Annotated in this window: 14 protein-coding genes; 9 read left to right on the plus strand and 5 right to left on the minus strand. The window is 41.1% G+C overall.

Translation table 11 applies throughout. The features are described 5' to 3' along the window. Together LC605_RS23295 and LC605_RS23300 are read left to right on the plus strand one after the other, a co-directional pair. The coding region (locus tag LC605_RS23295; protein ID WP_229549890.1) for a hypothetical protein at positions 1–224 on the plus strand (224 nt) is incomplete at its 5' end. Then, positions 221–583: an aspartyl protease gene (locus tag LC605_RS23300; protein WP_229549891.1), complete on the plus strand. Its 363-nt coding sequence runs from the start codon at positions 221–223 to the stop codon at positions 581–583. The genes LC605_RS23295 and LC605_RS23300, both read left to right, overlap by 4 nt. Before the next feature lie 457 nt (positions 584–1,040). Here LC605_RS23300 and LC605_RS23305 read toward each other — a convergent pair whose 3' ends face one another. Together LC605_RS23305 and LC605_RS23310 are read right to left on the minus strand one after the other, a co-directional pair. Beyond that, complete coding sequence (locus LC605_RS23305; RefSeq protein WP_229549892.1) at positions 1,041–1,715, minus strand: helix-turn-helix transcriptional regulator; 675 nt, start codon at positions 1,713–1,715, stop codon at positions 1,041–1,043. Between the two features lie 435 nt (positions 1,716–2,150). Further along, positions 2,151–3,449 (minus strand): sodium:proton antiporter, encoded by a 1,299-nt coding sequence (locus LC605_RS23310; protein ID WP_229549893.1) that lies wholly within the window; start codon positions 3,447–3,449, stop codon positions 2,151–2,153. A gap of 341 nt (positions 3,450–3,790) precedes the next feature. Between LC605_RS23310 and LC605_RS23315 the strand changes: the two genes are divergently transcribed. Beyond that, positions 3,791–4,054 (plus strand): hypothetical protein, encoded by a 264-nt coding sequence (locus LC605_RS23315; RefSeq protein WP_229549894.1) that lies wholly within the window; start codon positions 3,791–3,793, stop codon positions 4,052–4,054. A 127-nt stretch (positions 4,055–4,181) separates the two neighbouring features. On the opposite strand, the gene LC605_RS23320 is transcribed toward LC605_RS23315, so the two are convergent. Together LC605_RS23320 and LC605_RS23325 are read right to left on the minus strand one after the other, a co-directional pair. Beyond that, the gene (locus tag LC605_RS23320; protein WP_229549895.1) at positions 4,182–5,321 is read right to left on the minus strand and encodes a glycosyltransferase family 4 protein; all 1,140 of its coding nucleotides are present in this window, start codon (positions 5,319–5,321) and stop codon (positions 4,182–4,184) included. A 225-nt stretch (positions 5,322–5,546) separates the two neighbouring features. Beyond that, a complete protein-coding gene (locus LC605_RS23325; protein WP_229549896.1) occupies positions 5,547–6,719 on the minus strand; it encodes a glycosyltransferase family 4 protein in 1,173 nt (390 codons plus the stop codon). 630 nt (positions 6,720–7,349) lie between these two features. On the opposite strand from LC605_RS23325, the gene LC605_RS23330 reads away from it, so the two are divergent. The 4 genes from LC605_RS23330 (at position 7,350) to LC605_RS23345 (ending at position 13,631) form a co-directional block, all read left to right on the plus strand. Beyond that, positions 7,350–9,647, plus strand: coding sequence for a hypothetical protein (locus tag LC605_RS23330; RefSeq protein ID WP_229549897.1), 2,298 nt, complete (start codon positions 7,350–7,352; stop codon positions 9,645–9,647). Positions 9,648–9,975: 328 nt separating this feature from the next. Next, positions 9,976–10,839, plus strand: coding sequence for an Rpn family recombination-promoting nuclease/putative transposase (locus LC605_RS23335; RefSeq protein ID WP_229549898.1), 864 nt, complete (start codon positions 9,976–9,978; stop codon positions 10,837–10,839). Between the two features lie 303 nt (positions 10,840–11,142). Further along, on the plus strand, positions 11,143–12,348 hold the full coding sequence (locus LC605_RS23340) for an AGE family epimerase/isomerase (RefSeq protein WP_229549899.1): 1,206 nt from the start codon (positions 11,143–11,145) through the stop codon (positions 12,346–12,348). Positions 12,349–13,031: 683 nt separating this feature from the next. Next, the gene (locus tag LC605_RS23345) at positions 13,032–13,631 is read left to right on the plus strand and encodes an MBL fold metallo-hydrolase (protein ID WP_229549900.1); all 600 of its coding nucleotides are present in this window, start codon (positions 13,032–13,034) and stop codon (positions 13,629–13,631) included. Positions 13,632–14,155: 524 nt separating this feature from the next. Here the strand turns inward: LC605_RS23345 and msrB are convergent. Further along, the gene (msrB, locus tag LC605_RS23350; RefSeq protein ID WP_229549901.1) at positions 14,156–14,650 is read right to left on the minus strand and encodes a peptide-methionine (R)-S-oxide reductase MsrB; all 495 of its coding nucleotides are present in this window, start codon (positions 14,648–14,650) and stop codon (positions 14,156–14,158) included. Between the two features lie 390 nt (positions 14,651–15,040). Between msrB and LC605_RS23355 the strand changes: the two genes are divergently transcribed. Next, the gene (locus LC605_RS23355) at positions 15,041–16,381 is read left to right on the plus strand and encodes an FAD-binding oxidoreductase (RefSeq protein ID WP_229549902.1); all 1,341 of its coding nucleotides are present in this window, start codon (positions 15,041–15,043) and stop codon (positions 16,379–16,381) included. A 63-nt stretch (positions 16,382–16,444) separates the two neighbouring features. Beyond that, positions 16,445–17,800 (plus strand): (Fe-S)-binding protein, encoded by a 1,356-nt coding sequence (locus LC605_RS23360; RefSeq protein WP_229549903.1) that lies wholly within the window; start codon positions 16,445–16,447, stop codon positions 17,798–17,800. The last annotated feature ends 228 nt before the right edge of the window (positions 17,801–18,028 follow it).

The raw sequence follows: 18,028 nt of genomic DNA on the forward strand, positions 1-18,028 counted from the left end.
AAAAAGCAGAATTTAAGCAGCGTTGTGAACAAATTTTTCAAAAATTGCAGCCTTCTTTAATTAAGACTCACTACAACTGGTATGTAGCAGTTGAACCAGAAAGCGGAGAATATTTTATTAATGAGGATGCAATAGCAGTTAGCCAGATGGCACATGAAAAATACCCGAACTTCCGGCTGCACGTTTTCCGCATAAATGAAACTGGGGTGTGCGGCACGATATGATTTCTGGCAACTTTGGTGATGAGGATGAATTATTTTTTGAGATAGAGTTGATAGCTGCTAACTCCTTTGCACTACCAGTAGAAGCACTTTTTGATACAGGTTTTTCTTGGTGGCTGGCAATTAATAACCAGGATTTAGAAGCACTTGATTGGATTTATTTAGAACAGCAAACAATGCTCACAGCCCAAGGAGAAGCGGAATTTGACATATATTTAGGAAAAGTGCAAATTGATGGCAAGGAATTTGATATTCCTGTCCATGTGGGTGAAGGAGTGTCAGAAGTTTTACTTGGTCGTCAGTGGTTAAAAACTCGGCGGTTGGTGGTGGATATGCCGTCTAGGGTGTTAACGCTGGGATAATAGCGTCAACGGTATCCCAAATACGGTACATCCATTTTTAGAGTTCAAACACCTTCTGAGGCTGTATTCGCCTAGAATCATCATTTTTAAGAGTGCTTTGAATCTGCAAACAGTAGTTTGATGTTGCTACTAAGTAAAAAACAATTTGCATGAACACTAAAAAACACTGGATTTTTTGATCCCAAGCTTTGGATAAATTTGGATTTTTCATCATAACTCTTGATAAGATTCGCTTTTTTTAATTCTATAAAGCCATAGCTCAAAAGGAATTAGATGAGAAGAGAATCTGCACAAACATGATAGTTATAGTGGCGGCTCAGTTAAAAACTTCTTAATCCAATACGCTTGGGTTAAGGATTTTCTGGAGAACCATAGGCCTGTAGAGACGTTGCATTGCAACGTCTCTACACTGTCCACTGGACAAGGGGTTTTAGTCTTATCCCAAGCGTATTGCTTCTTAATCAGTTTCTAACGCATTGATAATTCGTTTAACATCACTGAGAGAATTAATTAAGTGCCAGTGAATAGCTTCAGTTAGTTGAGATTGATTTTGCCCAAGGATAGCTTGAAACATATTCAAGTGAATTGGGTGTTGTCCTAGTGATATATTGAAATTTAGTTGGGGAATCCAAATTTTGAAGAATTCTATATAATCTTGTCTATATCGCTCGACTAAAATTCTTTTAGTTTCGTCAGGATGGGCATTCATGATGCGTGTGTGAAGATACTCATCCAAAAGGAGCATTAATACACCATTCTTTTGATCCGACGCCATTTTATAAAGATAAAAAACCTCTTGAAAACTATCTAAATCTTTCTGGTTAACAATATCTAAAAAATATTGACTTGCTGATTTTTCATGCTCAAATCTGATTTCTAATCGCTCCGAAAATTGTCCAATAGAATATTGTGGGAAGTATTCAAGTATAGGATTAGATAAAGCTTTGGCGAACTCGACTCTAAGAGAGGGATTAGGGGCGATTTTTCCGGTTTCAATGTCTACTATTGTTCTCCGAGACGAAAAACACACTTGAGCTAATTTCTTTTGTGAGCAATTTTTGAGGTTTCGCACATTTTTTAATATGCGTCCATAGGCTTTCTTTGTTAAACTATTATTTGACAAGCCATCCATAGTTATTCTCGCTCGAATACACACGCCAGATTGTTCTTTGATTTATCTTATCAAACGCGAAAAGGCAGATTTACTAAATGAGCAGTTTTTCTGCACAATCAAGATGTCTGCCCAGATATGGGCAAGAACGGACATATAGTTCAATACGGTTCACAAAAGGGCTGAAACTCTTTTTTTTACGAACCACAGAGGCGCAGAGAACACAGAGAGAAGAGAAGAGAGAAGGAGGAAATGCTTAATTGAACTGTATTGATATATAGTTAAGTTTTATTTCATTCTTTTTTTTACGTCGAGCTCAGGTTTTAAGAGGGTGTTTGAAAAGTGTTTCGCTGTGACTTTAGGTACTTTTAGATCCCCCCTAACCCCCCTTAAGAAGGGGGGAACCGGAGTCTAAGTCTTCCTTAAAAAGGGGGACTTAGAGGGATCTAAAACTTTTTATTCAAATTCATCAATTGTCGCGGGAATAGTGGTATTTGTTTCCTTAGCTAAATTGCGCTGATACCACTTCATTAATGGAGTTGCACTAATTCCATGCACGATCACCGAAACTACAATAGTAGTGTAAGTTATCCAAGCAATTTGTTCGCCTACTTCACCTTTTAAGCCGTGACCAAACGCATAAGCAAGATAATATAAAGAGCCAACACCGCGAATACCAAACCATCCGAATAACCACCGAGTTCCTGGGTGGAAGGTTCGACGATGTGAGTCTAGGGGACGTTTACCTATTGTGCTAATCCAAACTCCTACTGGTCTGATGATCAAGAATAATAAAATTATCACTAACAAAGATTGCATCGCATAATTGAGCATTGGTTTCAATAATAATATTGAACCTAATAGTAAAATTGTCCCAACTTCCAGCAGCTTTTCAACTTGCTCAACAAATTTCAATTGTGCTAAGGGTTTTTCAGGATTTTTGTAACTGCGTTGGACAACTAACCCAGCAACAAATACTGCCAGAAATCCATAGCCATTTACCATTTCTGTTAAGGAATAAGTTAAGAGAATTGTGCTGATAGCAATAAAATCTTCCATTAACTCATCGGTAGGACGGCGTTTTTGAATTCTTTTTTCAATCCAAACTATAGATTTGGCAACAACAATTCCCATAATAATGCCAACTGCGATCGCCCAAATTAAATCAACCATTATCCACTGCTTAAACCAGTTACCCCAGTTGTCGTCTTCTAAGGCATGAATGCCAAAATAAACGAAGGGAAAAGCTAAAGCATCATTTAACCCACCTTCAGAAGTTAAACCAAATCTCAACTCATCTTGGTCGTTGGTATCGGTTAGTTGCACTTCTGATGCTAATACTGGATCGGTAGGTGCAAGAATTGCTCCTAATAAAATCGCTTCTGCCCAATTCATCCCTAAAAACAACTTACCCACAACAGCCAGAGCAAAAATTGAAATTGGCATCAGAAATACAATCAATCGCGCCGTAATACCCCAAAGCTTCAATTTTAGAGGGCGAACAATTTTTAAGCCGCAGCTAAACACAGAAATAATTACTACAAGTTCTGTTATTTTTTCCAGCAGTTCGGCATTAAAAACTTCATCTCGACGTAATTGAATCAGCCCAAAGACGGAAGGGCCTAGCAAAATACCAACCACTAGATAGATCAGGGCAAAAGAAAGAGGTAAGCGAGCAATCCAGCCTGACCCTAATGTTACCGTCAGCAAAAGTAGACCAATCACAAATAGGTCAATAATATAGATATCTACCATATAGTTATTTATATAAAAATTAGGTGGTACTTTGTAAGCTTAGTTGCAATAGCTTTTTATTAAAAGTTACCTATGGGCAGATTTTATTGAATTGGAGATTGGGGATTCAGAACCGCAAACGCGAGTGCGTCTCCCCCTGGGAGAAGGACGCAAAGGAGGCAAAGAAAGAGAAGAAATAAATGCTTAACTGAACTGTATTGATCTATATTCCCTCTTTTCTCGCTCAAATATCACTTGTTTAGTACAAATATACTATAATATAGATAGCGTCCACAAAGCCTAGCCAAATGCATAACGGCTCTGTGAAAACCTTCTGGAAGATGGATTCAAGGGTTAGTTCGATGATGAAGCATTACATTCTCAACCTCAATCCGACTGCCAAGCATGAATGGGATCGGTGTATTTTACGTGACCCCCTAACTGCCAAACGCCCAGACATTGCCAAATTAATTACTGAAGCGGTTGGTGCTGATACAGGCAGTTATTTGGTAAGCGTGAATATAGAAGTTCAAGTTTTGGAGCAAGCGGCGGTACCTCAAGCCGAGCAACTCTCCCTTTCATTTCCAGAAGTGAGTGTGTCGTCACAACTGCGGGAAGCGGCTTGATGCGATCGCCTGGAATATCTCTGTAACCAGTTTAGTGTAGCTAAGGAGGGTTTGTAGTAAGGACTTGAGTCCGGGATTTTTAAGCACTCAAGTGCTTACTACGAACTCATCAAAATTAATGAGACTACTAGCATCTTTGGGACAGCAGTTGGGCAATTTGCTGATTAATAATTGCAACATCAAAACGCCGACTAGCAGTAGTTCGGGCATTATTGGCTATACTTGCAGTTATTTCCGTCTCCTGAAGACAAGCGGTAATCACTTGTGCAAGTTCTTGGGGTTCTCCTGGCGTCACTAGAAAACCATTGAGTCCATGTTCTACTAATTCCATTACACCCCCAGCTTTTGCTGCAACTACAGGTTTTCCACATAGCATCGCCTCAACAATCACTCTACCAAAAGGTTCTGGGGAAGTAGAGGTATGTGCTACCAAGTCACAAGCTGCCATTAACTGGGGAATATCAGAACGAAATCCTAAAAATTTGACGCGGTTTTCTAATCCCAGTTCCGCAACTTGTTGGTGTAACTTTTGGACGTAATCTTGTTCGCCAAACAGTGCGTCACCTACTAAAATTGCTGTCACCTCTGGTGGACATTTGGTAAGGGCATCAATTAAAATATGCTGCCCTTTCCAAGGTGCAAGACGGCTAAAGTGTCCGACGACAAATTTTCCTTGGAATCCTAAATGTTGCTGTAATTTATTAATGTCAGACTCACCAGGTTGATAAATTTTCGGATCAAAGCCGTTATAAACAACTTCGACGATATCTGAGCGTCCTCCTGCTTGGACGAAGGCTATTTTGCTAGCTTGAGAATTAGCAATTACTAATGATGCAAAACCATTAGCTAAGTTAACAGCAACGCGAAGATTAGTTTGGCTAAAATGTTCTTTGGAAAGAATATCATGTAAATGATAGACTAAAGGGCGACGACTAAAAAAACTTGCTAATGCTCCGACAACTAATGCTTTTTGGGTGTTGGCATAGATTAAATCGTATTCACGCGCTTTTTTAACTACTTTAGTAATCAGAGGTGCAAGTTGTCCTAGACTCTTGAATCCTTGTAGCAAACTGCTTTCTTTGTGAATTGGGATTGCTTGAGTTGCGAGAACTTCTACTGGGATATTATTTTGCTGCAATAAAGTGCTAAAAGGCCCATCTGCAAATAAACCTACCAAAGCGCGATCGCCATAAGGTTTAGCAATATCTATTAAACACAATTCTGCGCCGCCTGGTTTACCGCTTTGGTCTAAAAAAAGAATTTTCATAAGACCTCTATTTTATCTAATTTGACCCACGTAGCACCCCTAACATCTATTACAATCACTTGTTTCTGACTTTTCTTTTCACGGTATGTGGAAAAGCTCACTTCTATTTCTCTCTCCTAAGAGGAGAGAGACTTTGAATTTCCTCCCTTTTCGCGTCGGAAAGAGGGTTGGGGGGTTAGGTGAATCGTTAGCTTTTCCATATAACGTGAAAAGTCAATCACTTGTTTAAGCTAATAAAATCTTCCGTACTTGTTGGGCGATTTGATTCCAGTCGTAGTTTGTGGTGGCATAGTGGCGACAGGCTGATCGTGAAGGGACGGGGATATTTCCCAAAAGGACTTTTTCTAATTTTTCAGCAATAGCTGAGGCTTCTGTTAAAGTAGTAATTAAATCGGGTGAAAATCCTGATAAAATTTCTGGCATTCCCCCAACTGGAGTACATAAAACAGGAGTGCCACAAGCTAGAGACTCGATTATTACTAATCCAAAACCTTCAAAAGATTGACTAGGCATAATAGTCAATTCAGCAGCTTGGTAAGCTATAGGTAATTGCTCATCAGGTAGAAAACCTAAAAATTTAACGTTGTCATCTAGTCCTAATTCTGTAGCCTGTTGTTGTAGTGCAGCTTGGATGTGACCACGACCTGCGATCGCTAGCCAAACATCTGGTATTCTGGGCTTAATTATAGCCAGTGCTTGCAATAATTTGTCAACTCCCGTTCGATGTACTAAGCGGCGTGATGTAAATAGGATACGGCGATTACTTGGCCAGCCTAGCTTTGTACAAGCCTCCTGGGGTGATAAATTAGGCTGAAACCAGTTAATATCAACTCCACCAGGAATAACATTAATTTTGCTCCACGGTACTTGATATTTATCATGTAAAATTTTACCAAATGCTTTGCTCAAAACAATGAAGCGATCGCAGCGATTATAAGTGTTTTGTTCTATTAGCCAGTGCTTAATTAAAAGACTAAGGTTTTTATTAACTACCTCTTGCTGACTTTCAGAAGCCCAAGGGCCATGAAAGTTAAAAGTAACTGGTACTCCCTTTGGTAAAATATCTAAAATAGGAAAGCTATATAATGCAAAGTGCAAATTAATAGCGTCTGGTTTGCTTGTTCTTGTTTTCTGGAAGTTAGTGCGAATCGACCATAATCTTTGCCAAATAGCACTATCAACAGAAGCCAAGTTAGTCAGCTTAATGGGCGAATTTATTTCAGCCTCTGGTAGACCGACTCCGCATAATTCAATCTGGTCTTGATTTGCTGCTAATTTATGAGTTAGTTCATAAATATACCTTTCTAATCCTCCGGGACTTTTGGGAAACCAGCCTAATCCAAGGGTGAGAATAGATGCAGATATTGAATCAAAACTTATTTGTTTATTATCTTCCATCAATGTGTGTCCGATAAATATATTAAAACATAAAACACCCGGAACTTCAGTTCCTCTCTTATAGTTAAAGTCCGTTCAAACGGACTATAACCCAATACCCTTGGGATAAGACTAAAACCCTTGTCCAGTGGAGAGTGTAGAGACGTTGCAATGCAACGTCTCTACAGACCTATGGTTCTCCAGAAAATCCTTAACCCAAGCGCATTGGACTATAACCTTTTCTCAGTCGTCTTGAGACGACTTTCGCTATTAGACTCAGAATTCATTCTGAGGCGGGCTAGATGAGAATGAAATAGCCCTGGTGTTGTATCCCAATCTGAATTACTCTAATTTCCGAATACACATTACTAATAAAAGTTTTTTCTGGAACACCAATTTATAAACTATTTATATGCCAACGTCAATAATGAATTCAAACCTGTCTTTTTATTAACTCAAGAACACTGACTCCGATACATATTATACCTACCATTGGATAAGCTCAGTGGTAGATAGGGAAAGATAAAAACCACTATTAATCGATAAAGAAACAAGATAAATTGTATATTATCTACTTAAAAATAGTTATATTTTTTGTACGGATTTGAGAAATACTGATTGTATATAAATAATTAAAACCTTAAAAATTATATGAGTAATAAATTAATCACGGAATTAATAAAACTCCGTCACCATATCAATCAGCACATCAAAAAAATATCTAAAACTAGATATTTACAAAGAAGTAAACCTTTCAACTTTTTACTCAGTGTGACCGTTGGAGTAATTGTTACTAGCATTGGAATTACAACAGACTGGGCGACAACGGAAACACCCACGCTTACATACAAAACATCGTTGACAAATAATACTATTGGCAGTGAAAATCTGCTGGTACAAAATAATATTGAAACACCCACCCTTACATATAAAACATCGTGGATAGGTAATACTATTGGCAGTGGAAATCTGCGGGTACAAAACAATATTGAGGCAATGTATGTTGCCCCTGATGGCACAGTTTATACCAACAGCCATTGGGATGAGGCGGGAATGGAAGCAGCTATATATAAGGATGGTAAGGTTATTGGTGCTATTGGGGATACTCACGGCTGGAGTCGTGGTGGTGGCAAAGCTGTAACAGTAAATAGTAAATATATTTACATTGCCATGACTCAGGGATCGAAAGGCAAAACCAATGAAGATTACCCAGCAGAAGGAACAACTTGGCATTGCGTTAGACGCTATGATTTGTCGGGAAAACCTGCACCGTTTCCTGAAGGGCGTGGCTGGGATAAAAGTATGTTAATTACCAGTACTAAAAATGAAGTCGCTGGATTAGCAACTATGGGAAACGAGTTGTATGTGAGTGATTTTGCTGCTAGCCGAATTCGTGTCTATGATACTGATACAATGAAGGAACTCCGCAGCTTTACCGTTGCTAATCCGGGAGCAATAACTATTGATCCACAAAAAAATCTGTGGATTATTCAAAGCAAAAATGGTAGTAAGCCTGCCAAAGTTTTACATTATTCCCAGAGTGGAAAGCAACTGCCCCAACAGATTGCAGATATCGTTGAACCAACTGCGATCGCAATTAATCATCAAGGTAAGCTGTTGGTGGCAGAAAATGGGCCACGTCAGCAAATGTTGGTTTACGACATCACAGATCAGCCGACGCAGGTGGGTAGTTTTGGTTCTAAAGGCGGTATCTATGCAGGAATTCCTGGTGAAGTTCGAGATTTGAAACTTTATGGACTTACCGGAGTTGGTACAGATGCTTCAGGCAATATCTATATAAATAGTAATGGTTTCAACAAATCAGGAACAGATTTGCGGAAATTTTCGCCATCGGGAAAACTAATTTGGCGATCGCTGGGATTGATATTCGTCGATAATGCAGATGCTGATCCGAAAACTGATGGTGTAGATGTATTCACCAAACAAGAACATTATCTGATGGATTACAGTCAGGCTGCTGGTAAACAATGGACTTACAAAGCCTACACCTTAAATCCTTTTAAATATCCTCAAGATCCCCGACTGCATACATCGCCAGATGGAACCTTTGTGCGCCGCATCCAAGGGAAGCCGTTTTTGTTCCTCACAGATATGTATAGCAGCTTTCTGCAAATATATCGTTTTAATCCAGCTACAGATGGTAAAGTTGCTATCCCAGCCGGGATGTTTGTCGGTACCAATGGCGAAGATAAACCATTTATCAAGGGAAATTGGCCACCGCATCAACCAGAACAAGGCGAATGGATCTGGGGCGATCGCAACGGTAATGGCAAATTTGAAAAGAACGAATACGATCGCAGCAAAGATTATCCTCATCTCGGCGGCTGGTGGGTAGACAGCAAAGGAGATGTTTGGAAAGCTTTGCGGACACAAGATGGCATTCGACACTATCCTTTGCAGGGAATAGATGCTAAAGGCAACCCCATCTACAGCTATAGTTCGATGGAAAAGCAAACTACTCCCGACATTTTTAACGACTTGCGGCGGATCGAATATTTTCCCGAAACAGATACGATGTATTTGTCAGGGTTCACAGTAGATCGCCCTGCATTCGGTGATGACAGTGGAGTTGTGGGATCTGAAATTGCCCGTTTTGACAATTGGAGTCAAGGAAATCGTACTCCCCGTTGGCGAATTGTCATTCCCTACGACACCACGGGTAAACGTGAAGTGTCTACGGCGGCCATGAGTGTGGCGGGAGATTATGTATTTGCCGTGACAGTTAAAACCGCAGAGGTATATGTCTATAATGCTAAGACGGGAGCGCAAGTACAACAGTTAAAACCAGGCCCAGAAGTTGGCAGTGAAAGTGGCTGGATTGATATACCCTACGGTATCCGCGCTTTTCGGCGTTCCAATGGTGAGTATTTGGTATTTGTAGAAGAAAATTGGAAAGGAAAAGTGATTATGTATCGCCTAGCAAAGTAAAGGGAATAGCTATGTAGAGCGACGCAAATAAAGCTAACTGGCTAAGGCTGTCATTTGTCATTTGTCCTTCGTCATTTGTAAGGGTTTAAGGTGTATTTACGTTTCGTAACATAGTTTGATTTATTCTTGCCGACTTACTTAAGTAAAGCGACGCAAATAAAGCTAACTGGCTAAAGCTGTCATTTGTCATTTGTCCTTCGTCATTTATAAGGGTTTAAGGTGTATTTACGTTTCGTAACATAGTTTAATTTATTCTTGCCGACTTACTTATGTAGAAGAATATGTGATTAAATGTATCGCAGATTTAAAAAATCAAATAAAATGCTCCATGCGTCGAGACTCAATTTTTTACAAACTGTTTCAACAATCCCCCACTCTTTTATTTGAACTCTTGACAAATCCTCCGGAAAATGCTGATGCTTATCGGTTTGATTCGGTAGCCGTCAAAGAACCCAAATTTGAAATTGATGGGGTATTTCTCTTACCAGAAAGCGAGACTCCTGGAGTTGTGTATTTTTGTGAGGTACAGTTTCAAAAGGATGAACAGCTTTATGAAAGAGTCTTTGCTGAATCTTCTCTATACTTTTACCGCAACCGCGCCAGATTTAACGATTGGCAAGCAGTTGTAATTTATCCATCTCACAATACCGAACAAAGTAACATTTACCCTCATCGGGGATTGCTCAATAGTAACCAAGTGCATCGGGTGTATTTGGATGAATTGGGGAATATTCGCCAATTACCTTTATGGGTGGCACTGATGGTACTAACTACGTTAGAGGAAGAACAAGCACCTGAAGAAGCAAGGTATTTGTTAACAAGAACTGGTCAAGAAGTACCATTAGCAAAGCGTCGCGTCATAATAGAGATACTGACGACGATAATGATGTACAGGTTTGAACAATTGAGCCAAGTGGAGGTAGAGTCTATGTTAGGAATAACACTACAGCAAACTAGAGTTTATCGAGAAATCAAGGAAGAAGGACGAGAAGAAGGACGAGAAGAAGGACGAGAAGCAATGGCTAATGCTATTTCCCGACTATTGACTAAGCGGCTTGGAGAACTGTCTGAAGAAATGCGCTCCTCAATTTCTGGTTTATCTTTACCTGTTCTCGCAGATTTGAGCGATGCATTGCTTGATTTTACCACCTTGGCTGATTTGCAATCTTGGTTAGAAGGGCGAATAAATTAAAGTACCTCTTCCTGCTTTTGACTTAGTACAATATTTCATAAATTAGTAGCGAATTCTCTGCGAACCTACCCTAGGGGAAGGCGAACGCGAGTGCGTCTCCAAGAGTTGCGCCTATGCGTTTAAATTTCAACCCTCAATTCACCACGAATTAATGCTGCATCTGTACTTAGATACATTGCAATTCCTTTCTCAAAGTAAGCTGCTTCATTAATAAAAATAGGATAAACAGTAGACGCTCCCTCTTCAAGTCAAAATATGATAACTGTTAAGAGGATGTTTTAGGCACAAAAGGGGAGGAAATTTATGGGGTATAATTTTCAAGCAATGCCTCCGGTGGGCTACGCCTACGCTGAACTTTACAAAAACGCCCTCCTCAACGACGTACTCCCATTTTGGGAAAAATATTCTCTGGATTGGCAGCAAGGCGGCTATTTCACCTGCCTTGATCGCGAAGGTAAAATTTATGATACAGACAAATTAATCTGGCTGCAAAACCGTCAGGTGTGGACTTTTTCCATGCTTTACAACCAGCTAGAAAAGCGCGAAAACTGGCTGAAAATTGCCAGCAATGGCGCTAATTTTCTCGCCCAACATGGCAGAGATAGTGATGGTAACTGGTACTTTGCCCTCACTCGTGAAGGGAAACCATTGGTTCAACCTTACAATATCTTTTCTGATTCCTTTGCAGCGATGGCATTTAGTCAATACGCACTCGCTGGGGGCGAAGAATGGGCAAAGGATGTAGCGATGCAAGCTTATAGCAACGTATTACGCCGCAAGGAGAACCCGAAGGGCAAATATAATAAAACTTATCCCGGCACACGCCCCATGAAATCATTGGCTGTACCGATGATTTTAGCCAACCTGACTCTAGAAATGGAATGGTTGCTGCCAAAGGAAACACTAGAGAATGTCCTAGCCGAGACAGTCCGCGAAGTGATGACCGATTTTCTCGACCCCGAACGGGGACTAATGTACGAAAACGTTGCCCCTGACGGTTCCCACATCGATTGTTTTGAGGGACGGCTGATTAACCCAGGTCACGGGATCGAAGCTATGTGGTTTATCATGGACATTGCGCGTCGGAAAAACGACACCAAAACTATTAACCAAGCCGTTGATGTGGTACTAAATATCCTGAATTTCGCTTGGGATAGCGAGTACGGCGGATTGTATTACTTTATGGATGCAGACGGTCATCCCCCACAACAATTGGAATGGGATCAAAAGCTGTGGTGGGTTCACCTAGAGTCTTTGGTTGCATTAGCGATGGGCTATCGCTTGACAGGGCGTGAAGTATGTTGGGAATGGTATCAAAAGATGCACGATTACGCCTGGTCACATTTTGCTGATTCAGAGTATGGTGAGTGGTTTGGCTATCTCAATCGGCGTGGAGAAGTATTGTTGAACCTCAAAGGCGGCAAATGGAAAGGATGTTTTCACGTACCGCGTGCATTGTACCTTTGTTGGCAGCAATTTGAGGCATTACAACATTTTTCAAATATTTAAGTAAGTCGGCACGATTAAAGCTAACTGGGTAAAGCTGTCATTTGTCCTTTGTCATTGGTCATTAGTCAAGATTTTAAGCCTATTTACGTTTCGTAGTATACTTTAATTTTTTCGCGCCAACTTACTTAGACCACAACTGAGACATTACTTAAGGTCTTCTGTGATCGTTGTCGATGACGACCTGTACTCAGGTGGTGTAGGGAGTTCAGCTGATCAAAGATTTGAGTTTCGAGATCCATATCTAAGCCGAGAGAACAACGAACTTTATTAGCGATCGCATGACGAAATCAGCGATCGCCCCAAGTAATGGCATACTGATTAACAGTCAATAGTGAACAGTTATCAGCAAAATCCCTGGGTCTAAGTCCTGACAATTCAGGTTATGTGGAAAAATCCACCCAAAACCTAACCCCCTAACCCCCAACTCGTCGCGGGAAGGGGGAAATTCAAAGTCTCTCTCCTAAAAGGAAGAGAGGTTTTCCAGATGACCTGAATTCTCAGGGTCTAAGTCCCCCACTAATTGGTGGAAGGTGTTGATGGCGCTTCTTTATCCCCCACCATACGCAGGGTAACTGATAACTGATTAACATCTGCCTCGTCTTTCCCAATGCCCAATGCCCTTATTATCTATATACTTATTGATATTAATAGTCAATTATTGAAGGTACTGATCCAGAATCATCATGAAATCTTTGCACCGCCCCGATCTCTATAGCTGGTCTAATTTCAATCCGACAAGAAATATTGACTTCAATGGGATTGCCTGGATTCGCGCAGATGGCAACATCTTGATTGACCCAGTAGCCCTATCAAACCATGATTGGAATCATCTGAAATCCCTCGGTGGTGTGGCTTGGATTGTGTTGACCAATTCTGAGCATGTCAGGGCAAGTAAAGAAATTGCCGATCAAACCTATGCTAAGATAGCTGGGCCCGTAGCAGAAAAAGATACTTTTCCCATACCTTGCGATCGCTGGCTATCTGATGGTGAAGAATTTGTCCCAGGACTGGAGGTGATGGAACTGCAAGGTTCTAAAACTCCTGGTGAATTGGCTCTGTTACTGGAGGAGACAACTTTAATTACAGGGGATTTAGTCCGGGCACGTAAAGCAGGTAGCTTAACCATTTTACCAGATGACAAGCTGCTGAATCGAGAGGAGGCTGTTGCTTCCGTTGGCAGGTTGGCTCAACTAAGTCGGGTAGAAGCAGTGTTGGTGGGGGATGGTTGGCCTGTATTCCGCGATGGACGCGATCGCTTAAAGGAACTTGTAGCCACATTGTAAATAATTAGGGTAGCACAGCTAGCTATGCTATCCTACAGGCGATCGTGGTTCCAATAGATTATAGCGGTTTTCGCTTGGGTGGAGTACAGTTTTGACCTCTCTCCAAACCTCTCTCCTAAGAGGAGAGAGGCTTTGAATCTTACTCCCCAACGCTAGAAGGGAAGGGGCTGGGGGTTAGGTCTGTATTCCATGCAATTGAGAACCGCTATAAGAAGGCTATCAGAAGAAAACCAAACAACACCGTATCATGGTAGTTAGTAGCATTTCTGTCTGATACTTTCTTTTTTGCTTTAAAAGAATATCAGGTAAGCCACCTTCTGATTCCCTGACAGCAGAATGTGGAAGCTTTCACTGATTAACCTAGTTGGAGAAAACTGATGTCTAAGGAAAGAAAAAGTAATAAAGAAGCTAAAAAACCTAAAAAAGATCCTAAAGACAAAAAGGAGAAAAAAGAGCCAAACAAATAGGACGATTTAGGTTAAAGCGTGCGATGTCTACGACGGGGTGTTCGCTGATGCAACTTATCAAGCAGGAACAAACTTCAGCGAAACACCGTTCATGCAGTAGCGCTTACCAGTGGGTGCGGGCCCATCATCAAAAACATGACCCAAATGACCACCACAGCGACTACAATGCACTTCAGTTCTGGTCATAAACAACGACCGATCTACAGTAGTGGCGATCGCACCTTCAATTGGGTTAAAAAAGCTGGGCCAGCCAGTACCACTGTTAAATTTGGCATCAGATGTAAACAGTGGCTGTTCACACGCGGCACAAAAATAAGTGCCTGAATCGTATTCCTTATCTAATGGGCTGGTGTAAGGGCGTTCAGTTCCATGTTTACGCAATACACTAAACTGTTCTGGCGTTAAAATCGTCCGCCATTCTGACTCTGGTTTAGTAACTTCAAATCCACTCTTAGAAGTTGTCATTTCTTCTGACCCCCAATTGATATACCTTGATAACAATGCTGTGCCGACTATTACTGCACTAGCCTCTAAAAAATATCGTTTGTCCATATATCTATTATTTTCTATTTTACGCTTCACTAGCCAATCAACTTTAGTACGGGATTCCGATCCAAAAAGGACTTTTCCACATAACCTCAATTGTCAGGTCATATTCGGTGTTTCATGACTTAACGGGAAAAGTCAGATTTTAGTACAATATTTCATAAATTCGTAGCGAATTCTCTGCGTTCCTTTGCGCTTCCCTTTGCGCCCCTCTGCGTTTAAATTTCAACCCTCAATTCGCCACGATTTTATGCTGCATCTGTACTTAGCCCCTCCTCCCTTGTCTGTTTTGAAGCAAAACTCGCAACTGAATTATCCACCGTGTATTAATGGCAATGCGCTTTTTTGGTCAGGTTAGCCAGTAAATTAGATGTAGGGCGTCAAAAAATAAACTCAATGAAAGCAATGTCTAACGACGGGCCGCAAGCCGTGTGCGCTTCTGATTTGGCATCTATCGTCGGTGAAGAAAATGCTGTTTGTCTTTGGGAAAATATCGAACTTGGTCAGCAAAAACTTATTCAACAGGCGATCTCTAACGAGAAGCCGCAAGGCGTCTACGCTTCTGGGAAACTTCCCAGTTGTATTGTCTATCCTCGCACCCAAGAACAGCTAGCCACAGTTATCGCCACAGCTCACACAAACAACTGGCGCATCCTCCCCTGTGGTAGTGGTAGTAAACTCAACTGGGGTGGTTTAGCCAAAGGCATTGATGTTGTAGTCTGTACAGAACGCATCAATCAACTAATTGAACACGCAGTTGGCGATTTGACTGTCACAGTAGAAGCTGGGATGAAGTTCTCTCAGTTGCAAGCGCTTTTGGCAAAGTCGCGGCAATTTCTCGCCCTTGACCCCACTGCACCAGAGTCAGCAACCATTGGCGGTATTGTTGCCACAGCTGATACAGGTTCTCTGCGGCAACGCTATGGTAGTGTGCGCGACCAGCTGCTAGGTATTACCTTTGTGCGTGCTGATGGACAAATGGCTAAAGCTGGGGGAAGAGTAGTCAAAAATGTTGCCGGATATGACTTGATGAAGTTGTTTACTGGATCTTATGGCACATTAGGAGTTATTAGTCAAGTAACTTTCCGCGTGTATCCGCTACCAGAAGCATCGGGTACGGTGGTGCTAACGGGTAGTGTAAAGGCTGTATCCCAAGGGGCTGATATCCTTCGAGGTTCGGCGTTAACACCGGTTCAGGCTGATTTGCTATCAACTAAATTGGTGTCTAGCTTAGGTTTAGGTGAAGGACTGGGATTAATTGCTCGTTTTCAAAGTATTAGTGAGAGCGTTAAGGAACAGTCAAACCGAGTTTTGGAAGTTGGGCAAAAGTTAGGCTTAGATGGAGCAATTTTTGCCGATGGTGATGAAGCTAATCTATGGCAGAGATTGCAAGAACGAATATATAATACTGCCACAGAATCGGTCATTACCTGCAAAATAGGAGTGTTACCTACTGCTGCTGTGGAGATTTTGACTGAGGTGGAGTTGGGTTTGATTCATATTAGTAGTGGTTTGGGTTTGTTACAATTGGAGAGTAAAAATCAAATTTTGAAAGTGCGCGATCGCACTCAAGCTAATAAAGGTTTTTTAACAATTTTGTCAGCACCAATGGCAGTTAAAGAACAAGTAGATGTTTGGGGTTATACGGGGAATGCTTTGCCGTTGATGCGCCGTATTAAGGAACAGTTTGATAGTAAGAATATTTTAAGTCCTGGTCGGTTTTTGGGTGGAATTTAGTTTGAAGAAAACGAACCGCAAAGGGCGCAAAGGGCGCAAAGGAAGAGGGGAGAAGAATTAATTATGCAAGTTTCAGAAGATTTTGTTAATAATACGGCTAGTTTAAAGAATTTGAAGGGGTTTGATGAGAGTCATCCGCCTGACCCGAAGTTGATTGATAGTTGTGTACATTGTGGATTTTGTCTCTCGACTTGTCCCAGTTATCGGGTGCTGGGTAAAGAGATGGATTCTCCTAGAGGACGTATCTATTTAATGGATGCCATTAATGAGGGTGAAATTGCCCTGAATACGGCAACGGTAGAACATTTTGATTCTTGTTTGGGATGTCTTGCTTGTGTAAGTACTTGTCCTTCTGGTGTGCAGTATGATAAGTTAATTTCTGCAACTCGTCATCAAGTTGAACGGAATTATCCCCGCAGTTTACCAGACAAGTTATTTCGTCAATTGATATTTTCTCTGTTTCCTTATCCTAACCTTTTACGAGTTTTATTAGTTCCGTTGTTAGTTTATCAAAAGTTGGGATTTGCTAAATTATTTCGTGCTACGGGTTTACTGAATAAAATATCGCCCCGTTTAGCAGCAATGGAATCGATTCTACCGGAAATTACTCTGAAATCTTTTCAAGATAATTTGCCTAGTGTGATTGCTGCTAAAGGTGAGAAGCGTTACCGTGTTGGGGTGATTTTGGGTTGTGTGCAAAGGCTGTTTTTCTCACCTGTGAATGAAGCGACGGTGCGGGTTTTAACGGCGAATGGTTGTGAAGTTGTGATTCCTAAATCTCAAGGTTGTTGTGCGGCGCTTCCCGAACACCAAGGACAAACTGAACAGGCGAAAGCTTTAGCAAGGCAGATGATTGATAGTTTTGCTCACACTGATGTCGATTTCGTAATTATCAATGCTGCTGGTTGCGGTCATACTTTGAAAGAATACGGTCACATTTTAGAAGATGACCCAGAATATCGGGAAAAGGCGAAGGATTTTGCGGCTAAGGTTAAAGATGCTCAAGAATTTTTGGCAACTGTTGGCTTAACCGCAAAACTTTCACCACTAACTGATAAACCTTTGAATTTAGTTTATCAAGATGCTTGTCATTTATTGCATGGACAAAAGATTAGCGTGCAACCGCGTCAGGTATTGCGGCAAATTCCAGGGGTAAAGTTAAGCGAACCAATAGATGCAGCTTTGTGTTGTGGCAGTGCTGGGATTTATAATATGCTGCAACCCGAAGTTGCTGAAGAATTGGGTCGGCAAAAAGTGCAGAATTTGTTGAATACTGGTGCTGAGTTAATTGCTTCTGCTAATCCGGGGTGTACTTTGCAAATTACTAAACATTTGCAGTCACAAGGTAAGAAGATTTCAGTTATTCACCCGATGGAGTTGTTAGATTATTCGATTCGGGGTGAAAAATTGGAATTGTAAACCCAAAAAACCTCTCCCTGGTTTTACTACGCAAAACCTGTCCCTCTCCGAGTCGGAGAGGGACAGACTTGAACTTTAGTTCAACAGAGGGAGAGGTCTCAATCCCACATTCCGCACCCCTTACTGTCATAAGCGGTTATTACGGTAATAAATGAAAATCACAAGAATAAAATAATACATAAAAGGATATTTGAGGAATAAAAGTGGCACGAATCTTATTCTCAATAA

This window comes from Nostoc sp. CHAB 5836 (genome assembly GCF_020829445.1).
GTDB lineage: Bacteria > Cyanobacteriota > Cyanobacteriia > Cyanobacteriales > Nostocaceae > Nostoc.